Below are 19,284 nucleotides of genomic sequence, written 5' to 3' on the forward strand. Positions count from 1 at the left end.
GTCAGTAGCTCGGGTTGAGCGCTGACTTCGGCGCCGGTGCGTAGTGCTTGAACTGCATGGTGTAGGTCGCCCTTCCCTGGCTCTTGCTCCGCAGGTCGGTCGAGTACCCGAACATGGCGGCCAGGGGCACCTCCGCCTGGATGGCCTGCACGCCGCCAGGCCGGGGCGTCATGCCCAGAATCTTGCCGCGCCGGCCGTTCAGGTCGCCGATGACGTCGCCCATGGCGGCCTCCGGGGTGACGACCTCCGTGGCCATGATGGGCTCCAGCAGGACGGGGTTCGCCGCGCGGACCGCGTCCTTGAAGGCCATGGACCCGGCGATCTTGAAGGCCATCTCCGACGAGTCCACGTCGTGCATGGAGCCGTCGTAGGCCTCCACCTTCACGTCCACCATGGGGTAGCCGGCGACGGGGCCGTTCTGCATGGCCTCCTTCGCGCCGTCGCGCGCGGCGTCCACGAACTCCTTGGACACGGCGCCGCCGGTGATGGTGCTGACGAACTCGAAGCCCTTGCCGGGCTCGTTCGGGGACACGCGCAGGTTGATGTGGCCGTACTGCCCCTTGCCGCCCGCCTGGCGGATGTACTTGCCCTCCGCGTCCTTCGTCGTGGTCACCGTCTCGCGGTAGGCCACCTGCGGCTTGCCGATGTTCGCGTCCACCTTGAACTCGCGCAGGAGCCGGTCGACGATGATTTCCAGGTGCAGCTCGCCCATGCCGGCGATCAGCGTCTGGCCCGTCTCCTCGTTGGTGCGCACGCGGAAGGAGGGGTCCTCCATGGCCAGTCGCTGCAGGGCCTGGATGATCTTGTCCTGGTCCGCGGTGGACTTTGGCTCGATGGCGATGTCGATGACGGGTTCCGGGAACTCCATCCGCTCCAGGATGACGGGCTGCTTGTCGTCACAGAGCGTGTCGCCCGTGGTCGCCAGCTTCAGGCCCACCACCGCGCAGATGTCGCCGGCGTAGCACTCCGTCAGCTCGTCCTTCTTGTCCGCGCGCATCTGCACGAGCCGGCTGACGCGCTCGCGCTTGCCCTTCACGGAGTTCCACACCGCCGTGCCCGCCTCCAGCTTCCCGGAGTAGATGCGCAGGAACGTCAGCGTCTGCGAGGAGAAGGACGGGTCGTTCATGATCTTGAACGCCAGCGCGCTGAAGGGCGCGTCGTCGCGCGTCTCACGGATGGCGTCCTCGCCCTTGGGCGTCTTGCCGTGGATCGGCGGGACTTCCAGCGGGCTGGGCAGGTAGTCCACCACCGCGTCCAGCAGCGGCTGCACGCCCTTGTGGCGGAACGACGAGCCGCAGAACACCGGGAAGAGATTCAGCCCCACACAGCCCTTGCGGATGGCGCCGCGCACCTCGTCCTCGGTGAGCTCGTCACCGTTGAGGAACTTCTCCGTGAGCGCGTCGTCCTGCTCGGCGGCGGCCTCCAGCAGCTCCCCTCGCGCGGCCGCGGCGGCCTCCTGGTACTCCTCGGGGATGTCCACGATGTCGAAGCGGCTGCCCTGCTCCGCGTCCTGGAACACCAGCGCCTTCATGCGCACCAGGTCGATGACGCCCTTGAGCTTGTCCTCGCTGCCCAGGGGCAGCTGCATGCGCACGGGACGCGCGCCCAGCTTCTCCTTGATGGTGCCGACGGACATCTCGAAGTCCGCGCCCACGCGGTCCATCTTGTTGATGAAGCAGATGCGCGGGACCTTGTAGCGGTCCGCCTGGCGCCACACCGTCTCCGACTGCGGCTCCACGCCGTTGACCGCGTCGAACACGGCGATGGCGCCGTCGAGCACGCGCAGCGAGCGCTCCACCTCGATGGTGAAGTCCACGTGCCCCGGCGTGTCGATGATGTTCACGCGGTAGCGCTGGCCCATCCGCTCCCAGAAGGCGCTGATGGCCGCGGAGGTGATGGTGATGCCGCGCTCGCGCTCCTGGACCATCCAGTCCGTGGTGGTGGTGCCTTCGTGCACCTCGCCCATCTTGTGGATGGCGCCTGTGTAGAACAGGATCCGCTCGGTGGTGGTCGTCTTGCCGGCATCGATGTGCGCCATGATGCCGATGTTGCGGTAGCGCTCGAGGGGGAACTCACGGGCCATGACTCGGTTCCTTCCGGACTTCTCTTAGGCTTCTGCCAGGGCAGATAAACGAAACCGCCCGGACGCTGGCAGCGCATCCGGGCGGCAACCGCGAAGCCCCTTTCGGGACCTACCAGCGGTAGTGAGCGAAGGCCTTGTTGGCTTCCGCCATCTTGTGCGTGTCTTCACGCTTCTTCACCGCGTTCCCGCGGTTGTTGGCGGCGTCCATGATCTCGCCGGCCAGCTTCTCCTGCATGGTCTTCTCACCGCGCGCCTTGGCGTAGGAGATGATCCAGCGCATGCCCAGCGCGACGCGACGGTCCTGACGGACCTCCACGGGAACCTGGTAGGTGGCGCCACCGACGCGGCGGCTCTTCACCTCGAGGACGGGCTTGACGTTGTCCAGGGCCTTCTTGAACGTCTTGAGGGGGTCTTCCTTCGCGCGCTCCTCCATGAGGGCGAAGGCGCCGTAGCACACGCCCTCCGCGATGGACTTCTTCCCCTTGCGCATCAGGTCGTTGACGAACTTGGTGACGAGCCGGTCCTGGAACTTCGGATCCGGGAGAATCTTCCGCTTGGCGACTACGCGACGACGAGGCATCTCTTCCCTTACGCCCCACTCTCCTCGCTCGGAGGAAAGCCTTGTTCAGGGGCTTCAAGAACGACTGCTTGGAACTTCCAGGGACACTCCCCAGGGTGTGGGGCCAGCGTCCAACACTGCTTCAGGTACCGCGAAGGTGTTCCGCGCCAACGACGCGCGGGAGAACCGAAACTAGCTCGGGCGCTTGGCGCCGTACTTGGAGCGGCTCTGCTTGCGACCGGCAACGCCCACGGAGTCCAGCGTGCCGCGGATGATGTGGTAGCGAACGCCCGGAAGGTCCTTCACACGGCCACCGCGGATCATGACCACCGAGTGCTCCTGGAGGTTGTGACCCACGCCGGGGATGTAGGAAGTCACCTCGATGCCGTTGGTGAGACGCACGCGGGCCACCTTGCGGAGGGCCGAGTTCGGCTTCTTCGGGGTCGTGGTGTAGACGCGCGTGCAAACACCGCGCTTCTGGGGGCACTCCTTCAGGGCAGGGCTCTTGCCCTTGATGTTGAGCTTCTCGCGGCCCTTGCGGACGAGCTGGCTGATGGTCGGCACTGAAACCTCTTCTTCGTGGGAACCCCGCGTCCGGCTACACGAAAGCGGAGCATATCTACCTACAGGCTACACAAAAGGCCCGCGAGTATAGGGAGGGCCCCCCGGGTGTCAAGCATGGCTTGCCCCTGGGCCAGAACCGGCCAGAGGACCCGGGTGCATCCCTTCACACCCGAAAAACCTGGGACGACGACAACGGGCGGACGCTCTACTCCCTTACGGCCCTAGAAGTCGAGGACCATCACGATCGCGTCCTCGCCCTCGTCCACGTAGTAGTTCGGGCGGATGCCGACCGGCCGGAAGCCCAGCGAGCGGTAGAGGTTGAGGGCGGACTCGTTGCCCCGGCGCACCTCCAGGGTGGCCAGGGAGCAGCGGCGGGCCACGCCCCGGCGGAGGACTTCCTCCATCACGGTGCGCGCGACGCCCCGGCGGCGGTGCACGGGGGCGGTGGCGACGTTGAGGACGTGGACCTCGTCGTGGACGATCCAGAAGATGGCCAGGCCCAGCAGGGCGACGCCGCCTTCGGGCAGGGGCTCCTCCACGAGGAGGATGGTGGACCAGTCGTGCTGGAGCTCGCGCCCGAGCAGCTCCGTGGACCAGGGGTTCTTGAAGGACGCCTTCTCCAGCGCCATCACCGCCGGCATGTCGTCCACGGTCATCTGCCGGATCAGGAAGCCCTTTCCCTTATCGGGCGTCCCGTCGTCCCGCAGCCGTCTCATCGCCGTGCCTCCCGCGCGAAGGGCGCCACCCGCCGCACCTGCGCCGACTTGCGTACTTCAGCCAGAGCCTGGGCCGCCAGCTCTCCGTAGCGCGCCCGGACCAGCTCCTCGCGGATGGCCGTGCGCGCCGCCTGGTCGAACTCACCGGGGTACAGGTCCCGGTGGGCGTCATAGTGGTGACGGACCTCCGCCTCGCTCACCTGTGCCTTCAACCGGACGCGGCTGTCGAGGATTCGTTCCGCCCGCAGGCCCCGCGCCAGCACGGCCTCCAGGGCATTCCGGTCCACGCCATGCCGGTCCAGGAAACGCTGGAGCGCCCCCTCTCCTCCCAGCCGCGCTCGGACGGCGTCCAGCCGGGCCTCCACCTCCGCCGGCTCCGCCGGGAAGGCCTGCAGGCGGTCCGCGCTCAGGACCTGGAGGCGCTGGTTGATGGACAGCTCCAGGGCTCCCCGGAGCGTCTGCTCGTCCAGAGGCAGGGCGGCGGCATGCACGGCCCCTCGCTGGATCAGTGCCACCCGCGCCTCCATCTCCAGCTCGCTCTGGGTGAGGACCTGGCCCTCGATGACCGCCACGACGCGGTCCACCACCCTGCCCTCTTCGACGGCGGGAGCGGGCGGCGGGGGGGCGGCGTGGGCGGTCACCCCGGACCCCAGGGCGATCCCCAGAGCCGCAGGGAGCAGCCCGCATGCCAGCCACAGGGGGGCCTTCCGGCGGGCGCGCGGTGCTGGCATGGCCTTCCTCATCGTGCGGCGACTGTAACCATCGCGGTGCTGTCCGGACATCCCGTGCTGGCGCTCACCGCACCGCTGGTTACGTTCTCCCTTGTCGGGTACTGCACCACCGTAAAGACCTATGGCTGACGACTACTACCAGATTCTGGGCGTGCCACGGACGGCCTCGGCGGACGACCTCAAGAAGGCCTTCCGGAAGCTGGCGCGCCAGCACCACCCGGACGTCAACCCCGGCGACAAGGGGGCGGAGGAGAAGTTCAAGCGCATCAACACCGCCTTCGAGGTGCTGGGCGACCCGAAGAAGCGCGCGCTCTACGACGAGTTCGGCGAGGACGCGGAGAAGATCGGCTTCGATGAGAAGAAGGCCGCGGCCTATCGCCAGTACCGCGCCGCCCAGGCGGCCGGGGGCAGCGGGGGCGGCGGCATCCCCTTCAGCACCGAGGGCGTGGACCTGGGGGACCTCTTCAACGACATCTTCGGGCGCTCGGGTGGAGGCGGCGGGGCCGGCGGCTTCGACATCAACGACCTCTTCGGCCGGGGCCGGGGCGGCAGCCGGTCCACCGCGGCCGAGCGCGGCGATGACCTGACGACCCGCGTGCAGATCTCCCTCGCGGAGGCCGTCACCGGCACCGAGCGCACGTTGACGCTCCAGCGGCCGGGCCGCTGCTCCAAGTGCCATGGCGAGGGCAACACCGGGAAGCTCGTGACGTGCCCCACCTGCAACGGCACCGGCCGGGCCCGGCGGGGCGGCGCCATGTTCGGCGGGTCCGGCGTGTGCCCCACCTGCCGCGGCAGCGGGAAGGCGCCGGAGCCCTGCTCGCAGTGCGGCGGCAGCGGCATCAAGGAGGAGACGACCCGGCTGACGGTGAAGATTCCGGCGGGCGTCGTCACGGGGTCCAAGGTGCGGCTGGCCGGCCAGGGCGCGGCGGGCATCCAGGGGGGCCCTCCGGGGGACCTCTACATCGAGACGGAGGTGGCCGAGCATCCGCTGGTGCGCCGCGAGGGCGACGACCTCTATCTGGACCTGCCGGTGACGGTGTCCGAGGCGCTGCTGGGCGGCGAGGTGCGAGTGCCTACGTTCCAGGGGGAGGTGACGCTGAAGGTGCCCGCAGGTTCACAATCCGGCCGCAAGATGCGGCTCAAGGGTCGCGGCGTGCCGTCGCTCCGGGGCGGCACTCCGGGCGACATGTACCTGCTGCTCCAGGTGAAGGTCCCCGAGGAGGCCACGGACGAGGTCCGGGCCGCCGCGGAGACGCTGGCGCGGGCCTACCGGGGCGACGTTCGCCGGGAGCTAGCGTTGTAGTTGTCGTTGCCACTTGTCCTGGAAGGCGCACCGTCCTACATGGCGCCTCCACTCTTCCGAATCCGGAGCGGGTACGTACCTATGGGTCTCTTTGATTTCCTCACGGGCGGCTCGGGCCCCGAAAAAGCCCTCAAGCTCAAGTCCAAGGTGACCCAGAAGTACGGGGAGCCGTCCACGCGGCAGAAGGCACTGCAGCAGCTGGGGGAGATGAAGTTCCCCGAGGCCGTCACGGTGCTGCTCAGCCGGTTCACCATCACCGTGGACCCGCTCACCACCGACGCGGACGAGAAGGAGCACACGTTCGAGCTGATCAAGCACTTCGGCCAGGACGCCGTCGCGCCGGTGAGCGCCTTCCTCAAGGCGAGCGATCAGGCCACGTCCTGGGCGCTGCGCATCCTCCAGGAGCTGCTGCCCGAGGACGCGCTCATGGGCGTCATCACCGACACGCTCCAGCACCTGTCCACCCGCTACACGCGCGACCCGGAAAAGAAGGTCGTGCTGCTCCACCACGTGCTGGGCAAGCAGGATCCGCGCGTGGCCCCAGCCGTCCTCCCCTTCCTGGAGGACATGTCCGACGACGTGAAGATCGCCGCCATCAACGTCCTGGGGCCCCTGAAGCACGAGCCGGCGCGCGAGCCCCTGCTCAAGCTGCTCACCTCCGAGGACACCGCGCGCCGCGTGCAGACCGTGGCGCTGGCGGCGCTGGCGGAGAGCGGCTTCGCCGTGCAGGGCTACCAGGAGAAGGTGCAGGCCGCCCTCGTGGAGCCCTACAGCCTGGACAAGGACGGCCGCATCCAGCGCCGGCCCTGAGTCATTCCAGTACCCTGGCCCGGGAAGCGGACAGCGGGGCTGGGGGGCTGTCGGGCACCTGACATGCTCGGCGTTGGTGGAGGGCACCGGGCTTCGGTGCGGTTCCCTCCCACGCGAGACATGAAGCAGGATTCACGCGTGCCATCGAAGAAGAAGGGTCCGCAGCTCGCAGAGGTAGTCCCTCTGCGCCCCGCCATCACCGCGAAGAAGGCCGCACCGAAGCGCGCGGCGAAACCGCCGCCACCGGTGGACACCGATGCCGCTGCCCAGGCCTTGCTGGAGATGGGCCGGCAGCTTACCGACAACGCGGGCCCCACCGAGGCCCTGCGCGCGCAGCTGCAGACGCTCCACACGCTGCTCAAGCCGAAGGTCTGCTACGTCGCGCGTCACTTCCCGTCGCGCAACCAACTGCACGTGGAGCACGTGCGCGGACGCTACGACGAGCGCGTCACCGCCGCCGTCCCGGGCGAGGGCGTGGTGGGCCGGTGCTTCACCGACAAGGTGCTGCTGCGCGAGGACGACACCGTCGCCGTGCCCCTGGAGGGGCCTCAGGGCGTGACGGGCGTGCTCGTGGTGCTGGGCGCGCGCCGCAAGGCGTCCGACGTGCTGATGCAGTCGCTGGCGTCGCAGCTCACCGCCGCCTACGAAGTGGCCCGGCTGCGCGACGACAGCGCCCGCCGCAACAAGGACCTGCAGACGGCCATCGCGGGCCTGAAGAGCCTGGAGCAGAACCGCGAGGAGCTGCTCGGCAATGTGTCCCATGACTTGAAGAACCCGCTCACCACCATCAAGGCCTATCTGGCCATGCTGGGCCGGGAGAAGCTGGGCACGCTGACGGACGGGCAGCGCCGCGCGGTGCAGATCTGCGATCGCAACGCGGACCGGCTGCTCCAGCAGGTGAACGACCTGGTGCTGATGTCCCGGCTGTCGTCCGGGAAGATGCAGCTCAACCAGCGCCCCTTTGGCCTCAAGGCCGTGGCGGAAGAGGTGGTGCGGGGGCTGGGCGCCGTCGCGGAGCACAGCCGCGTGCGCGTGGTGATTCCCCCCTGCCCGGAGGTGTTCGTCCGGGGCGACCGCGAGCGCATCTCCGAGGCCATCCACAACCTCGTGGAGAACGGCATCCACCACAGCGAGACGGACGACGTCGTCGAGGTGAGCGTGTCATCCAGCGAGGGCCTGGGCGTCCTCACCGTGAAGGACTCCGGCCAGGGCATGACGGCCGAAGCGCTGGAGCACGTGTTCGATTCGTTCTACCGCGCGCAGCCGGGCATGCCCCGCCCACCGGGCACGGGCCTGGGCCTGCCGCTGGTGGCCAAGATTGTCGCGCTGCACGGCGGCCGCGTGGACGCCAGCAGCATCCTGGGCGAGGGCAGCACGTTCCAGATGGTCCTGCCCCTGTTCGCGAGCGCTGTGAGCGCCCCGGACGTGAACCAGGCCGCGCCCAAGGCGGGCGGCATCCTCCTGGTGGAGGACGACGTGGACTGCCGCGAGGTGCTGGAGCAGGTGCTGGAGCAGGAGGGCTACCGGGTGATGGCCACCTCCGGCGCCGCCGAGGCGCGCTCCATCCTGTCCCACATCCGGCCGGCCATGGTGCTGCTGGACCTGCGGCTGTCCGGGGAGGACGGACGCTCCGTGCTCCACTACATCCGCACCACGGAGTCGCTGGCGGACGTGGTCGTCTACATCATCTCCGGCGCGAGCGACGTCGCGTCCCTCACCTCGGGTGAAGGGCCGGACCGCATCGACGGGTACTTCGAGAAGCCGCTGAAGCTGCCCAAGCTGCTGGACACCGTGGCCTCGGTGGTGCGTCCCAAGAGCCGCGGTCCTGCCGTGCCCTGAACGACGCTCCGGCGCCTTCCCCACAGAAGAGGTGGATGGAAGGCGCCCCGCCTTGGGTAGTATCCGCGCGGTCCATGAGCACTTCTGTCTATAGCCGCTATCGCGCCGCGTTCGCCCAGGCCCTCGCCGGGGCCCTGGGTGTCCCCGCCGCTGACATCGAGCCCCAGGTCAAGCCCGCGGATCCCGCGCACGGCGACCTGAGCTTCGCCACCTTCCCCCTCGCCAAGGCGCAGAAGAAGGCGCCCCCCGCCATCGCCGCGCAGCTCGCGCAGGCGCTCCAGGTCCCGGGCCTGGAGGTCAAGGCCGTGGGCCCCTACGTCAACGCGCGCTTCCTTCCCCTCCCCTTCACCCAGGAGGTCATCGACGGCGTGCGCCTGGCGGGGCTCGCCTACGGCAGCGACGCGGAGGACGGCAAGGGCAAGACGGTGGTCATCGACTACTCGTCGCCCAACATCGCCAAGCCCATTGGCTTCCACCACATCCGCACCACGTTCCTGGGCCACTGCATCGCGAACCTGTACCGCGCGCTGGGCTGGCGCGTGGAGGGCATCAACTACCTGGGTGACTGGGGCAAGCAGTTCGGCCTGGTGGCCGTGGGCTTCCAGGAGTTCGGCAAGGAGGAACTCCGGGAGGACATGGCGCACCTGGTCCAGGTCTACGTGCAGGCCAACAAGCGCGCCGGTGAGGACCCGGCCTTCGACGAGAAGGCCCGCGAGTTCTTCCGCCGCATGGAAGCCGGCGATACGGAGGCGATGAAGCTCTGGAACCAGTTCCGGGAGACGAGCCTCAAGGGCTTCAAGCGCGTCTACGCGCGCATGGGCATCGACTTCGAGCACATCGAGGGCGAGAGCCGCTACCAGGGCAAGATGGACGCGGTCATCAACCAGATCGCGAAGAAGCCCGGCGTGAAGGAGTCCCAGGGTGCCATCATCGTGGACATGCCCTACGCGGACGGCGAGCCGCCCGTGCTGCTCAAGAAGAACGACGGCAGCACGCTCTACGCCACGCGCGACCTGGCCGCCGCCGAGGACCGCCACGCGCGCTTCAACTTCGACAAGTCGCTCTACGTCGTCGCGCAGGACCAGGCGCTGCACTTCCGGCAGGTGTTCCGCACCCTGAAGGAGATGGGCCAGCCGTGGGCGGACAAGTGCGTGCACGTGCCGTTCGGCCGCATCCACGGCATGAGCACGCGCAAGGGCCAGGTGGTGGAGCTGGATCAGGTGCTGGACGAGGCGAAGGAGCGCGTGCTCCAGCGCGTGAAGGAGAACGTCGCGCAGGGCAACCTGGAGACGACCGACGCGGAGGCGCTGTCGGAGCAGATCGGCCTGGGCGCCATCGTCTTCGGCGACCTCAAGCACAACCGCGCCAGCGACTACACGTTCGACTGGGACGAGGTGACGAGCCTGGAGGGGCACACGGGGCCCTATCTCCAGTACGCGCACGCCCGGAGCGCGAACGTGCTGCGCAAGGGCGGCGGCGTGCCCACGGGCTACGACCCCGCGCTGCTCACGCTCCCGGAGGAGCAGGCCCTGGTGCGTGAGCTGATGCGGCTGCCGGACACGGTGAAGGCGGCGGCGGAGCAGTACGAGCCCAGCCTGGTGGCGCGGCTGCTGCTGGACGTGGCGGCGGCGTACAGCCGCTACTACACGGCCGGCAACAAGGACCGCGACAAGCGCATCCTCGTGGAGGGGAATGACGCGGTGCGCGCGGCCCGGCTGGCGCTCACGGACGCAACGCGCATCACGCTGGCTGCGGGGCTCACCTTGCTGGGCATCCCGACGCCGGAAAACATGTAGCCTGGGGGGCTGCTTTGGACACCGCGCTGGCGCAGACCGCGACGCAAGGAGAGGCTTTGAAGGAGGAATTCGGTCCCATGTCCCGGGTGCTCGGGGCTCGGTACTTCGACGGGGTGCACTTCCCGCCGGAGGCCGAGAACGAGCTGCGCGCGCTCAGCGCCCGGGGCTTCGTGGTGCACGTCATGCGCACCACCGCGTGGATCAACTTCCTCTACATCGCGTGGGCCATGGTCCGCCGGGCCATGCCGCCCATCCGCGCGGTGGTGAACCTGCGGCCGTGGTTCACCAAACCCTGGCGCCAGACGGCCCAGGGCGGCGCGGTGGAGGAGCGCTTCCGCTATGCCCGCGAGCAGGGCGGCAGCGGCCTGGTGTTCCTGCGCCGCACGGCGCTCCTGCACGCCTCCGGCAAGGAGACGCGCGAGGACCCCTTCCCCGAGCTGGTGCGGCTGGCGCGCGGCTCCGAGCGCCCGGTGTTCCTGGTGCCGGAGCTGTTCGTCTGGGAGAAGCGCCCCGCGAAGCTCAAGCCGGGCTGGCGCGACGCGCTGTTCGGAAGCCCGGAGGCGCCGGGCTTCGTGCACTCCATGGTGGCGTTCTTCCGCAACTACAAGCGCGCGCAGTTCCGCGTGGGAGAGCCCATCGACCTGCGCAAGTTCATCGAGGAGAACCCGGGCGTCAGCGACGAGGTGCTGGCGCGCAAGGTGCGCAGCACGCTGCACGTGTTCCTCGCCCGTGAGACGCGCGCGGTGTTCGGTCCGCCGCAGAAGCCCACGGACCGGCTCATCGAGGAGACGCTGCGCGACCGGCAGCTGCGCAAGGTGCTGGACGAGCACGCCGCCGCCACGGGCCGCAAGCCGTCCAGCGTGTACCGCGAGGCCCAGCGCAACCTGGAGGCCATCGCGGCCAAGCCCAACCCGTCCGTGCTGGCGCTCATCGCGCCGGTGCTGGAGTGGGTGTTCAACCGCATCTACGACGGAATCGGCGTGGACGAGGCCGGCCTGCATCGCGCGCTCAAGGCCGCGGGCAAGGCGCCGGTGGTGCTCTGCCCCAGCCACAAGAGCCACGTGGACTACCTGGTGATGAGCTGGGTGCTCTGGAACAGGGGCTACACCGCGCCGCTGGTGGCCGCGGGCGCGAACCTGTCCTTCTGGCCCCTGGGCGTGCTGTTCCGCCGCTGCGGCGCGTTCTTCCTGCGCCGCTCGTTCAAGGGCGACAAGGTCTACGCCGCGTCCTTCAAGGCGTACATCAAGAAGCTGGTGCACGACGGCATCCACCAGGAGTTCTTCCCGGAGGGTGGCCGCTCGCGCACGGGCAAGCTGCTCACGCCCAAGCTGGGCATGCTCACGTGGCAGGTCGAAGCGGTGCTGGACGGCGCGCGCAACGACCTCTACTTCGTGCCCGTCTCCATCGACTACGAGAAGGTGGTGGAGTCCGACAGCTACTCGAAGGAGCTGGCCGGCGGGGAGAAGAAGCCGGAGGACCTGAAGGCCCTCTTGAGCGCGCCCAAGGTGCTGGCCGCGCGCTACGGGCGCATCCACCTGACGTTTGATGAGCCGCTGTCTCTGGTGGAGTTCATGAAGGCGCGTGGCCTGTCGCCGCAGGAGCCGGTGACGGACGAGCAGAAGAAGGGCCTGGTGCGCGCGCTGGGCAACCGCGTGATGTACGGCATCAGCAAGGTGTCCACCGTCACGCCGCACGCGCTGGTGAGCGCGTCGCTGCTGGCCCACCGCCGGCGCGGCCTCACCCAGCGCGAGCTCACGGACCGGATCAGCCTGCTGCGCCGCATCGCCTCCGAGGACGGCGCGCGGCTGTCCAAGGAGCTGGCCAACGCGCCGAGCAACCCGGAGACGCTGGGCCCCATCCAGGACGCGATGCGCGAGTTCATCTCCGACGAGATGGTGCGCACGCAGGAGGCGCGCGGTGAGGTCAGCTACCAGGTGGAGGACTCACGCCGCCCGGAGATGTCCTTCTACAAGAACACGCTGATGAACCTGGTGGCCGCGCGCAGCCTGGTGGCCAACGCGCTGCTCGCGGGCACGCCCGCACCGTACGACTCCGTGAAGGCCCGCGCGCTGTTCCTGTCACGTCTCTTCAAGGTGGAGTTCATCTACCGGGTGGGCGCGTCGTTCGACACCATCTTCGCCGAGTGCGTGGAGCGGCTCGTGCGCATGGGCCTGGTCATCCACGACGGTGACACGCTCACGCGCGCGCCGGAGGCCCACGCCCAGCCGGACCTGGAGTTCCTGGCGGATCTGCTGCGCGACTTCCTGGAGGCCTACCTGCTGGCCGCCATGACGTTGCCGGACGTGGCCGCGGGCGTGGCCACCGACCGCAAGACGTTCGTCAAGCTGGCGCTGGAGACGGGGCGCGGCGAGTACAACGCCGGCCGTATCACCGCCGCCGAGTCCCTGGCGAAGACGACGCTGGAGAACGCGGTGGAGTACCTGTTGGATCAGCGCATCCTCGTGGAAGAGGACAAGAAGCTGCGGCTGGGCGACCCGGCCTCGGCGGCGGAGCTCCCCCGGAAGAACCCGCTCGCGGAGGAGATCCGCGGCTACCTCCACCGGGCCTGACGAAGCGCCTCGCAGCGCCTGGAAGCGAACGCGGCACCCCACCCCTCTTTCGCCAGACGGAGAGGGGGCAGGAGACGACACGGTGGACGAAGCCTCCCCTTCCAGCGACCCGCGGCCGGCGGAGGCCCCCGCGCCGCTGTCGCCGCCCCACCCCGTGCTCGCCGCGGCCCTGGCCTTCGGGCTCTTCGTGACGGTGGGCGCCGTCACCCAGTTGCTCAACCCCGCCTTCGGCGTGTGGTTCACGGAGGTGTTCCTCTTCCTGGGCCTCGCGTGGATCATGGTGCGCCGTTCGGGGTACCGGCCCGCCGCGTACGTGGGCCTCACGCCGTTCCTGGGCGCACCCACCCTGTTCGGCTTCCTGCTGGGCGTGGCGAACTTCGTCGCCGTGGTGGTGCCCGTGCAGTTCCTCGCGCAGAAGGTGGCCCCCGCGTGGCTGCGGGAGATGTTCGACGCCTCGCGCCTCTTCGAGGGCCAGTCACCGGTGGAGCTGGCGCTGCTCCTGGGCGGCGTGTCCGTGGCCGCGCCGCTGTGCGAGGAGGTCTTCTTCCGCGGCCTCTTCCAGCGCTCCCTGACGCCGCCGGCCCCCGCGTCCCCGTGGCGCGCGTTGATCATCTCGTCCGTGGTGTTCAGCGCGTTCCACCTGGACCCGGTGGGATTCCTCGCCCGGGCGGAGCTGGGACTGCTGTTCGGCTGGCTCTTCTGGCGCACCGGCTCGCTGTGGCCGGGCATCGCGGCGCACGCGGCCAACAACATCGTGTCGTCGGCGCTGTTCCTCATCGCTACGCACTCGGGGCTCGCGAAGGACGGGGCGACGGATGACGTGACGGACTGGCGCGCCGTGCTGGGTCTGGCGCTGGTGGGCTGGACGGCGCTGCTGGGCCTGCGCGCCGCGTCCCGGCACTTCCCGTCCGTGTGGGGACGCGGCGCTCCGCCCGGCGACGAGGAGGTGCGCGCCACGAAGCCCGTGCCCCTCTTCGCCGTCCAGTTGCTGCCCTGGGTGACGGCGGCCACGCTGTCCCTGGTGGGGCTGGGCCTGGTGGATGGACGTGGCGTGTCGCTGAGCGTCTACGACGTCCAGCACCCGGTGGAGCCGCTGCCCAAGGACGCGGACCCGGCGCTCAAGGCCGAGCGCAAGGCCATGCGGCAGCTCCGCGACGCCGTACGCAGGGGCGAGGTGCCCATGGAGGCCTACGAAGAAGAGCGGCTGCGCCAGTCGGAGGCGTATGGCCCCGGCAAGGGCAAGCTCAAAGCCAAGAGCAAGCCCGAGATCCAACTCTGACGCCCGGAGGGATGGCTCCCCCCGGGCACCCCGTTGCTACTCCGGCTTGTACGAGCTGACGTGGAACACCGGCCCCACCATGGCGGCGGTGACGGCGTCGCGCTGGATACTGCCCTCGGCGGAGATGCGCTGACCGTCCTTCTTGATCTTCCGGTCACCGCCCGCGAGCTGGTACGTCCGGCCGTCATCGGCCTTCAGGACCCACACGCCGCCCTCCAGGTCCTGGTACTGCACCGTGCCGGAGAGCTTCACGCGTCCTCCCTCTTGAGCATCGCGCGGGCGATGACGAGGCACACCACCGTGTTGAAGCCCAGCCACGGCTTCGCCAGGAAGGTGAAGGGCATCCACGCCAGCGCCGGAGCGCCCACCCACGCCGCGTAGGCCAGGAAGCCCGCGAAGCCCAACGCCAGGCCGCCCACCGCCGGCCGGAAGCCCCGCCACGCGATGGCCGGCAACGACAGCACCAGGGGAATGAGCGCGCTGTAGAACAGCGGGTTCACCGCCCCCCGGCCGAAGATGATCCGCTGCCAGTCCGGGATGGGCAGCGACGCCACGCTCACCACGTCCTGGGCAGTGCCCGCCGCGCCCGCGAACCAGGTGCGCAGGAAGAAGAAGCCCACCGTGGAGAGCAAGAGCGGCACGAGGAACGCCGGGCGGAAGAGGACGTTGAGGTAACCCGGACGCTCGCGACCGCGCAGCGTGAGCAGCACCAGCGCGAGCAGCGCCGCGGCCCAGCCCAGCGACGGCCACCGGGGCGAAGCGCCGTTGAAGGCCTTCAGCGAGGCATTCGCGTTGAGGACGCCGTGGCCGTACTCCTCCGTCCAGGCCTGGTTCTCCGCCGCCCTGGCGCCGGCGTAGAGCGCCTGCTCCACCTCGTCCGGCGAGGTGGCGCCCGCGCCGTAGAGCATCGCGGCGACGGCGGCCACGTGCGGCGCGGCCATGCTGGTGCCCTGGTACCAGGCGTAGATGGAGCGCGACGGGTCGCGCGGGTCGATGGTGTTCTGGAGGATGCCGCCCGTTTCGCCCCGGCTCTTGTCACCACCGGGCGCCGCGATGTCCAGCTCCTTGCCATAGGACGAGTACGGCGCGCGCGTGCCGGACGGGCCCACCGCGCTCACCGCCACCGCGCCCGGGTACGCCGCGGGGAACTCCACCCGGCCGCGCCCGGTGTTGCCCGCCGCGGCCACCACGGTGACGCCCTTCTTGCGCGCGTAGTCCACCGCGCTGGCCATGACCTGCGAGTACAGGCCACCGCCCAGCGACATGTTGATGACCTTCGCGTCGTGGTCCGCCGCGAAGCGGATGGCGTCCGCAATGTCCGCGGAGGTGCCGCTGCCGAAGTGGTTCAGCACCTTGAGCGGCATCAGCGTCGCGTCGAACGCCACGCCCGCCACGCCCTCGCCGTTGTTGGTGGCCTGCGCGATGGTGCCCGCCACGTGCGTGCCGTGGCCGTGGTCGTCGTTGGCGTGCTCGTCGTCGTTGACGAAGTCATAGCCCTTCACGAACGACACGCCCTTCAGGTCCGGCACCTGCTTGAAGTCGTCGTGGTCCTCGTAGGCGATGCCCGTGTCGATGACCGCCACCACCACGCCCTTGCCCCGGTTGCCGTCCCAGGCCTTCGGCATGTCGATCATCCGGAGGTTCCACTGGGCTTCGAACTGGGGGTCGTTCGGCGTGTAGCTGGTGCGCACCTGCATGAGCGGCTCGGCGGACTCCACCGCCGGGTTCTGGCGGATGCGCTGGAGCACGTCCTCCACGCCGTCCACGCCCACCGCCAGCGTGACGCCCGTGCGGGGGCCCTCCAGGGAGTTGAACTCCAGGTCCACGCCCCACTCCTGCTCCCAGGCGTCGAACTGCTCCTTGGTGGTGCCGTCCTTGAAGTCCACCACGATGGCGCCAGACACCACGTCGTCCGAGCCCTCCGCCACCGCCCGGGACACCTCCGCCTGCGCGGCCGCCAGGTCCTGCCCGGCCGGGGCCTCCGGCTCCCGCGACGCGGAAGCGCACGCCGAGGCCGACAGGGCCAGCGCCGCGAGAACCACGTTCCATCGCCTCATCCGCATCGGGACACTCCTTGAACGAAGACGCCTCGAAGACCCACTACGAACGCACGGCGGGACGATTGGGTCTGCGCTTTCAGTCTGTCCGCCCCCCGGCCGGCCGTGCAAGGCGCCGGGGATGAAGAAAGGTGAAGAAGTCCAACGGTTTGCACGCCAACGCCCTACCCGCCCGCCAGGCGCTGGAGCCATGCCGCCGCCGCCCGCCCCACCTGGGGAAGGTTGCGATGGAAGGTCGCCCCGGCATCGTCGATGACCTCTAAATCGCCCCCGGCCTCCGCGACAGCCGCGGCCAGCGCCGCCCGGGGCACCCGGGTGTCCTCCGCCCCCACGATCACCAGCAGCGGACACGACAGTCGCACGAGTGACAACGGGTCCACATCCGGCGCCACCAGACACAGTCCGCCCACGGCCGGGTGCCGCTCCTGGAGCGCCAGCGCCACCCGGGCCCCGCCGTGCAGGGACGCCACCGCGAGCGCCGTCGTCCCCGCGTTCTCCAGCACCACCCGCATCGCCGCCTCCGCGTCCTCCACCAACGCCCCGCCGGTGCCCCGGACGCCCTGGCTGGCCCCCACGCCCCGGTGGTTGAAGCGCAGGGTGGGAAAGCCCGCCCGCGCCACCGCGAAGGCCAGCTCCGCCGCCAGGACGTGATCCATTCCGCCCCCTTCCTCCGGCCGGGGCGGGAGGATGAGCAGCGGCGGCGACTTCTGGCCCCGGTGCACCGTGCCCTCCATCACCGTGCCGTCCGAACCCACGGGGATGAGCGTGGAGCGCTCCAGGAACTGACCTTTCTGGACCATGCCCCCACCTTAAGCCGTCCTCCCGGATGCGCTCGGGCTGGATTCCCGTCTGGCGTCCCCTGCCGGACGTCCCGTGTCGCAGCGCGTTGCACACATTCCGTGACCTGCTCGCAACTTTTCGGCGCTTCGGGTGAGAATGGATCAACGCAGCAAGCTTTCCCTTCCCCCTTCAAAAATCCGCACACCGCAGGAGCCTCAAGCCATGGGAACCATCGGGCGCACCTCCAACAACAACATCGCGCGCACCACCACGACCTCGGGGACGACCGGCGCGGCCGCTCCGGCCAAGACGGCCACCCCGGCCACGGCGAAGCCGGCCAACACCGTGAAGGACGGCTTCGACACCAAGGCGTCGAACAGCGCGGTGCGCACCGCGGCCCCCGCGGCCGTGTTCACGGCTCCGGCCGGCGCGAAGGACAAGGCCTATGACGGCAAGATCATGGGCAAGGGTGGGCAGGCCTTCGACGCCAGCACCCCGCTGAGCCAGATTCCGGCCTACGAGCCCAAGGGCGGCGTGAAGCAGCCGGGCACCATCATCTACGTGAACGGGATGATGACGGACAAGGCGGGCCAGGAGACCACGATGCAGGCCATCGCGGACAAGACGGGCCAGAAGACCATCGGTATCCACAACTCCACCGAGGGCTTCTTCAAGGACCTGGGCCAGTGCATCACGGACAAGATGGACAAGGGCAAGAACCCGGCCGTGGACACGCTGGCGGACTCGCTCTACACGGAGCTGAAGGCCGGCCGTGACGTGCACCTGATGGCGCACAGCCAGGGTGGCCTCATCACCAGCCGCGCGCTGAACGACGTGGCCAAGCGGCTGCGCATCGAAGACGGGCTGTCCCCCGCCCAGGTGCAGGAGAAGCTGGGCAAGGTCTCCGTGGAGACCTTCGGCGCCGCGGCGGCGACCTACCCGGACGGCCCCAAGTACGTCCACTACGTCAACGACAAGGACCCCGTGCCGGGCCTCTTCGGTCTGGGCACCAGCGGCAAGGGCCCCCTGGACCTGCTCAAGCACGCGGGCAAGGACGCGAAGATCCGCTACTTCTCCGAGAAGAGCATCTTCTCCGGCGCGCACAACATCAACGACACGTACCTCAACCAGCGCGTCCCGTTCGACCAGGCTCGCGCCGGCTAGTTCTAATCCCGGGTCCGGACTGGTATGACTGCACGTATGACGCTCGAAGATGCCCAGCGACTGGTGCAGTCATTCATCCGGGCCCACGGAGGCGATGCGCAGGCCTCCGGGCTGAACGCGAAGGGATTTGGCGGCGCCGCGCTTGGCGACGCGCAGGTCTACTTCGAACACGTGAAGGACTCGGGGGCGCTGAAGTGCAGCGCCCTCATCTACCGCTTCCGCGACGCGCCCCGGCCGGGCGTCATCGACGGGTTCCGTGACGAAGAGAAGAAGGGCACGGACACCGGCGGCGGCAAGGTGGACTACGAGACCGAGAACAAGTCCCTCTTCCTGAGCCGCACGTACGGCGTGGTGCCGTCGGAGCAGCAGTTCAAGGAAGACGTGGACCGGCTCGTGGAAGCCAGCCTCGTGTGGGGCGACGAAGTGTTCAACCGCGTCGCGGACCGCGTCATCCCCGCGAAGTGATCAGCACGTTCTCCAGCAAGATTCAGTGGCTGCTGTCCTCCATGGGCCTGGCGCGTCCTGCGCCGCCCGCTGGGGGGCCGATGACGCGCGACGCGGCCCGGCAGCTGGTGAAGTGGTACCTCCAGACGCAGGGTGCTGGCGTCACGGAGGGCCTCAACGAGCAGGGGCTGGGCGGCATGATGAACGGCGAAGGCCAGTACGCCTTCGAGCACGTCGAGTCGCCGCCGGCGCTCAAGTGCAGCGCCCTCATCTACCGGTTCCGCGAACCGCCCAAGCCCGGCATCATCGAGGGCTTCCAGCAGCAGCAGGAAGAAGGCACGGACACCGGCGGCGGCAACGTCGACTTCGAGCCCGACACCGGCAATCTGTTCCTGACCCGCACCTACGAAGTCATGCCGGACGGCCGCGAGTTCACCCGCGACCTGGACCGGCTGGGCAAGGCCAGCGTCGTCTGGGGCAAGGACGTGCTGGACCGCGTGGCCCACAAGGTCTTCGGTACCTGAGCACTCCCGAGCACCACCGGAGGCGCGCCTCATGGCAGGCGCGCCCCGGGGCCGGACTGGAGCCG

General features: G+C 69.4%; 17 protein-coding genes. 9 read left to right on the top strand and 8 right to left on the bottom strand.

All coding sequences use genetic code 11. The features are described 5' to 3' along the window. Nucleotide 1: 1 nt before the first annotated feature. The 5 genes from fusA to D7V80_RS01685 all read right to left on the bottom strand — a co-directional run bounded on the left by fusA (nt 2) and on the right by D7V80_RS01685 (nt 4,653). A complete protein-coding gene (gene fusA, locus D7V80_RS01665) occupies nt 2-2,083 on the bottom strand; it encodes an elongation factor G (protein ID WP_120586480.1) in 2,082 nt (693 codons plus the stop codon). A gap of 109 nt (nt 2,084-2,192) precedes the next feature. Then, nucleotides 2,193-2,663, bottom strand: a complete 471-nt coding sequence (gene rpsG, locus D7V80_RS01670; protein ID WP_014395858.1) for a 30S ribosomal protein S7 — start codon at nt 2,661-2,663, stop codon at nt 2,193-2,195. Between the two features lie 171 nt (nt 2,664-2,834). Continuing rightward, complete coding sequence (gene rpsL / locus D7V80_RS01675; protein WP_014395857.1) at nt 2,835-3,206, bottom strand: 30S ribosomal protein S12; 372 nt, start codon at nt 3,204-3,206, stop codon at nt 2,835-2,837. A 221-nt stretch (nt 3,207-3,427) separates the two neighbouring features. After that, nucleotides 3,428-3,922, bottom strand: coding sequence for a ribosomal protein S18-alanine N-acetyltransferase (rimI, locus tag D7V80_RS01680; protein ID WP_014395856.1), 495 nt, complete (start codon nt 3,920-3,922; stop codon nt 3,428-3,430). Next, nucleotides 3,919-4,653 (bottom strand): hypothetical protein, encoded by a 735-nt coding sequence (locus tag D7V80_RS01685; RefSeq protein WP_120586481.1) that lies wholly within the window; start codon nt 4,651-4,653, stop codon nt 3,919-3,921. Before D7V80_RS01685 ends, rimI begins: the two co-directional genes overlap by 4 nt. A 121-nt stretch (nt 4,654-4,774) precedes the next feature. Between D7V80_RS01685 and dnaJ the strand changes: the two genes are divergently transcribed. From dnaJ to D7V80_RS01715, 6 genes are all read left to right on the top strand, one after another. Then, nucleotides 4,775-5,956, top strand: coding sequence for a molecular chaperone DnaJ (gene dnaJ / locus D7V80_RS01690; RefSeq protein ID WP_014395854.1), 1,182 nt, complete (start codon nt 4,775-4,777; stop codon nt 5,954-5,956). A gap of 81 nt (nt 5,957-6,037) precedes the next feature. Further along, nucleotides 6,038-6,766 carry a HEAT repeat domain-containing protein gene (locus D7V80_RS01695; protein WP_120586482.1) on the top strand — a complete coding sequence of 243 codons (729 nt, stop codon included), beginning with the start codon at nt 6,038-6,040 and terminating at the stop codon, nt 6,764-6,766. Between the two features lie 138 nt (nt 6,767-6,904). Beyond that, nucleotides 6,905-8,605, top strand: a complete 1,701-nt coding sequence (locus D7V80_RS01700) for a hybrid sensor histidine kinase/response regulator (protein WP_120586483.1) — start codon at nt 6,905-6,907, stop codon at nt 8,603-8,605. Between the two features lie 74 nt (nt 8,606-8,679). Beyond that, complete coding sequence (gene argS / locus D7V80_RS01705; protein WP_120586484.1) at nt 8,680-10,401, top strand: arginine--tRNA ligase; 1,722 nt, start codon at nt 8,680-8,682, stop codon at nt 10,399-10,401. Between the two features lie 14 nt (nt 10,402-10,415). Next, a complete protein-coding gene (locus D7V80_RS01710; protein WP_120586485.1) occupies nt 10,416-12,971 on the top strand; it encodes a 1-acyl-sn-glycerol-3-phosphate acyltransferase in 2,556 nt (851 codons plus the stop codon). 82 nt (nt 12,972-13,053) lie between these two features. Further along, on the top strand, nt 13,054-14,250 hold the full coding sequence (locus D7V80_RS01715; RefSeq protein ID WP_233585065.1) for a type II CAAX endopeptidase family protein: 1,197 nt from the start codon (nt 13,054-13,056) through the stop codon (nt 14,248-14,250). 36 nt (nt 14,251-14,286) lie between these two features. Here D7V80_RS01715 and D7V80_RS01720 read toward each other — a convergent pair whose 3' ends face one another. From D7V80_RS01720 to D7V80_RS01730, 3 genes are all read right to left on the bottom strand, one after another. Then, nucleotides 14,287-14,502, bottom strand: a complete 216-nt coding sequence (locus D7V80_RS01720; protein ID WP_120586486.1) for a DUF5818 domain-containing protein — start codon at nt 14,500-14,502, stop codon at nt 14,287-14,289. Next, complete coding sequence (locus D7V80_RS01725; RefSeq protein WP_120586487.1) at nt 14,499-16,313, bottom strand: S8 family serine peptidase; 1,815 nt, start codon at nt 16,311-16,313, stop codon at nt 14,499-14,501. Before D7V80_RS01725 ends, D7V80_RS01720 begins: the two co-directional genes overlap by 4 nt. A gap of 158 nt (nt 16,314-16,471) precedes the next feature. Next, nucleotides 16,472-17,107 carry a serine aminopeptidase domain-containing protein gene (locus D7V80_RS01730; protein WP_120586488.1) on the bottom strand — a complete coding sequence of 212 codons (636 nt, stop codon included), beginning with the start codon at nt 17,105-17,107 and terminating at the stop codon, nt 16,472-16,474. 202 nt (nt 17,108-17,309) lie between these two features. Here D7V80_RS01730 and D7V80_RS01735 point away from each other — a divergent pair, with 202 nt between their 5' ends. The 3 genes from D7V80_RS01735 (at nt 17,310) to D7V80_RS01745 (ending at nt 19,219) form a co-directional block, all read left to right on the top strand. After that, a complete protein-coding gene (locus D7V80_RS01735) occupies nt 17,310-18,251 on the top strand; it encodes a hypothetical protein (RefSeq protein WP_014395845.1) in 942 nt (313 codons plus the stop codon). A 36-nt stretch (nt 18,252-18,287) separates the two neighbouring features. Next, on the top strand, nt 18,288-18,716 hold the full coding sequence (locus D7V80_RS01740) for a hypothetical protein (RefSeq protein ID WP_120586489.1): 429 nt from the start codon (nt 18,288-18,290) through the stop codon (nt 18,714-18,716). An 80-nt stretch (nt 18,717-18,796) separates the two neighbouring features. Further along, on the top strand, nt 18,797-19,219 hold the full coding sequence (locus D7V80_RS01745) for a hypothetical protein (protein WP_193352564.1): 423 nt from the start codon (nt 18,797-18,799) through the stop codon (nt 19,217-19,219). The last annotated feature ends 65 nt before the right edge of the window (nt 19,220-19,284 follow it).

Source organism: Corallococcus sp. CA054B, assembly GCF_003611625.1.
In the GTDB taxonomy this organism is placed as follows: domain Bacteria; phylum Myxococcota; class Myxococcia; order Myxococcales; family Myxococcaceae; genus Corallococcus; species Corallococcus coralloides.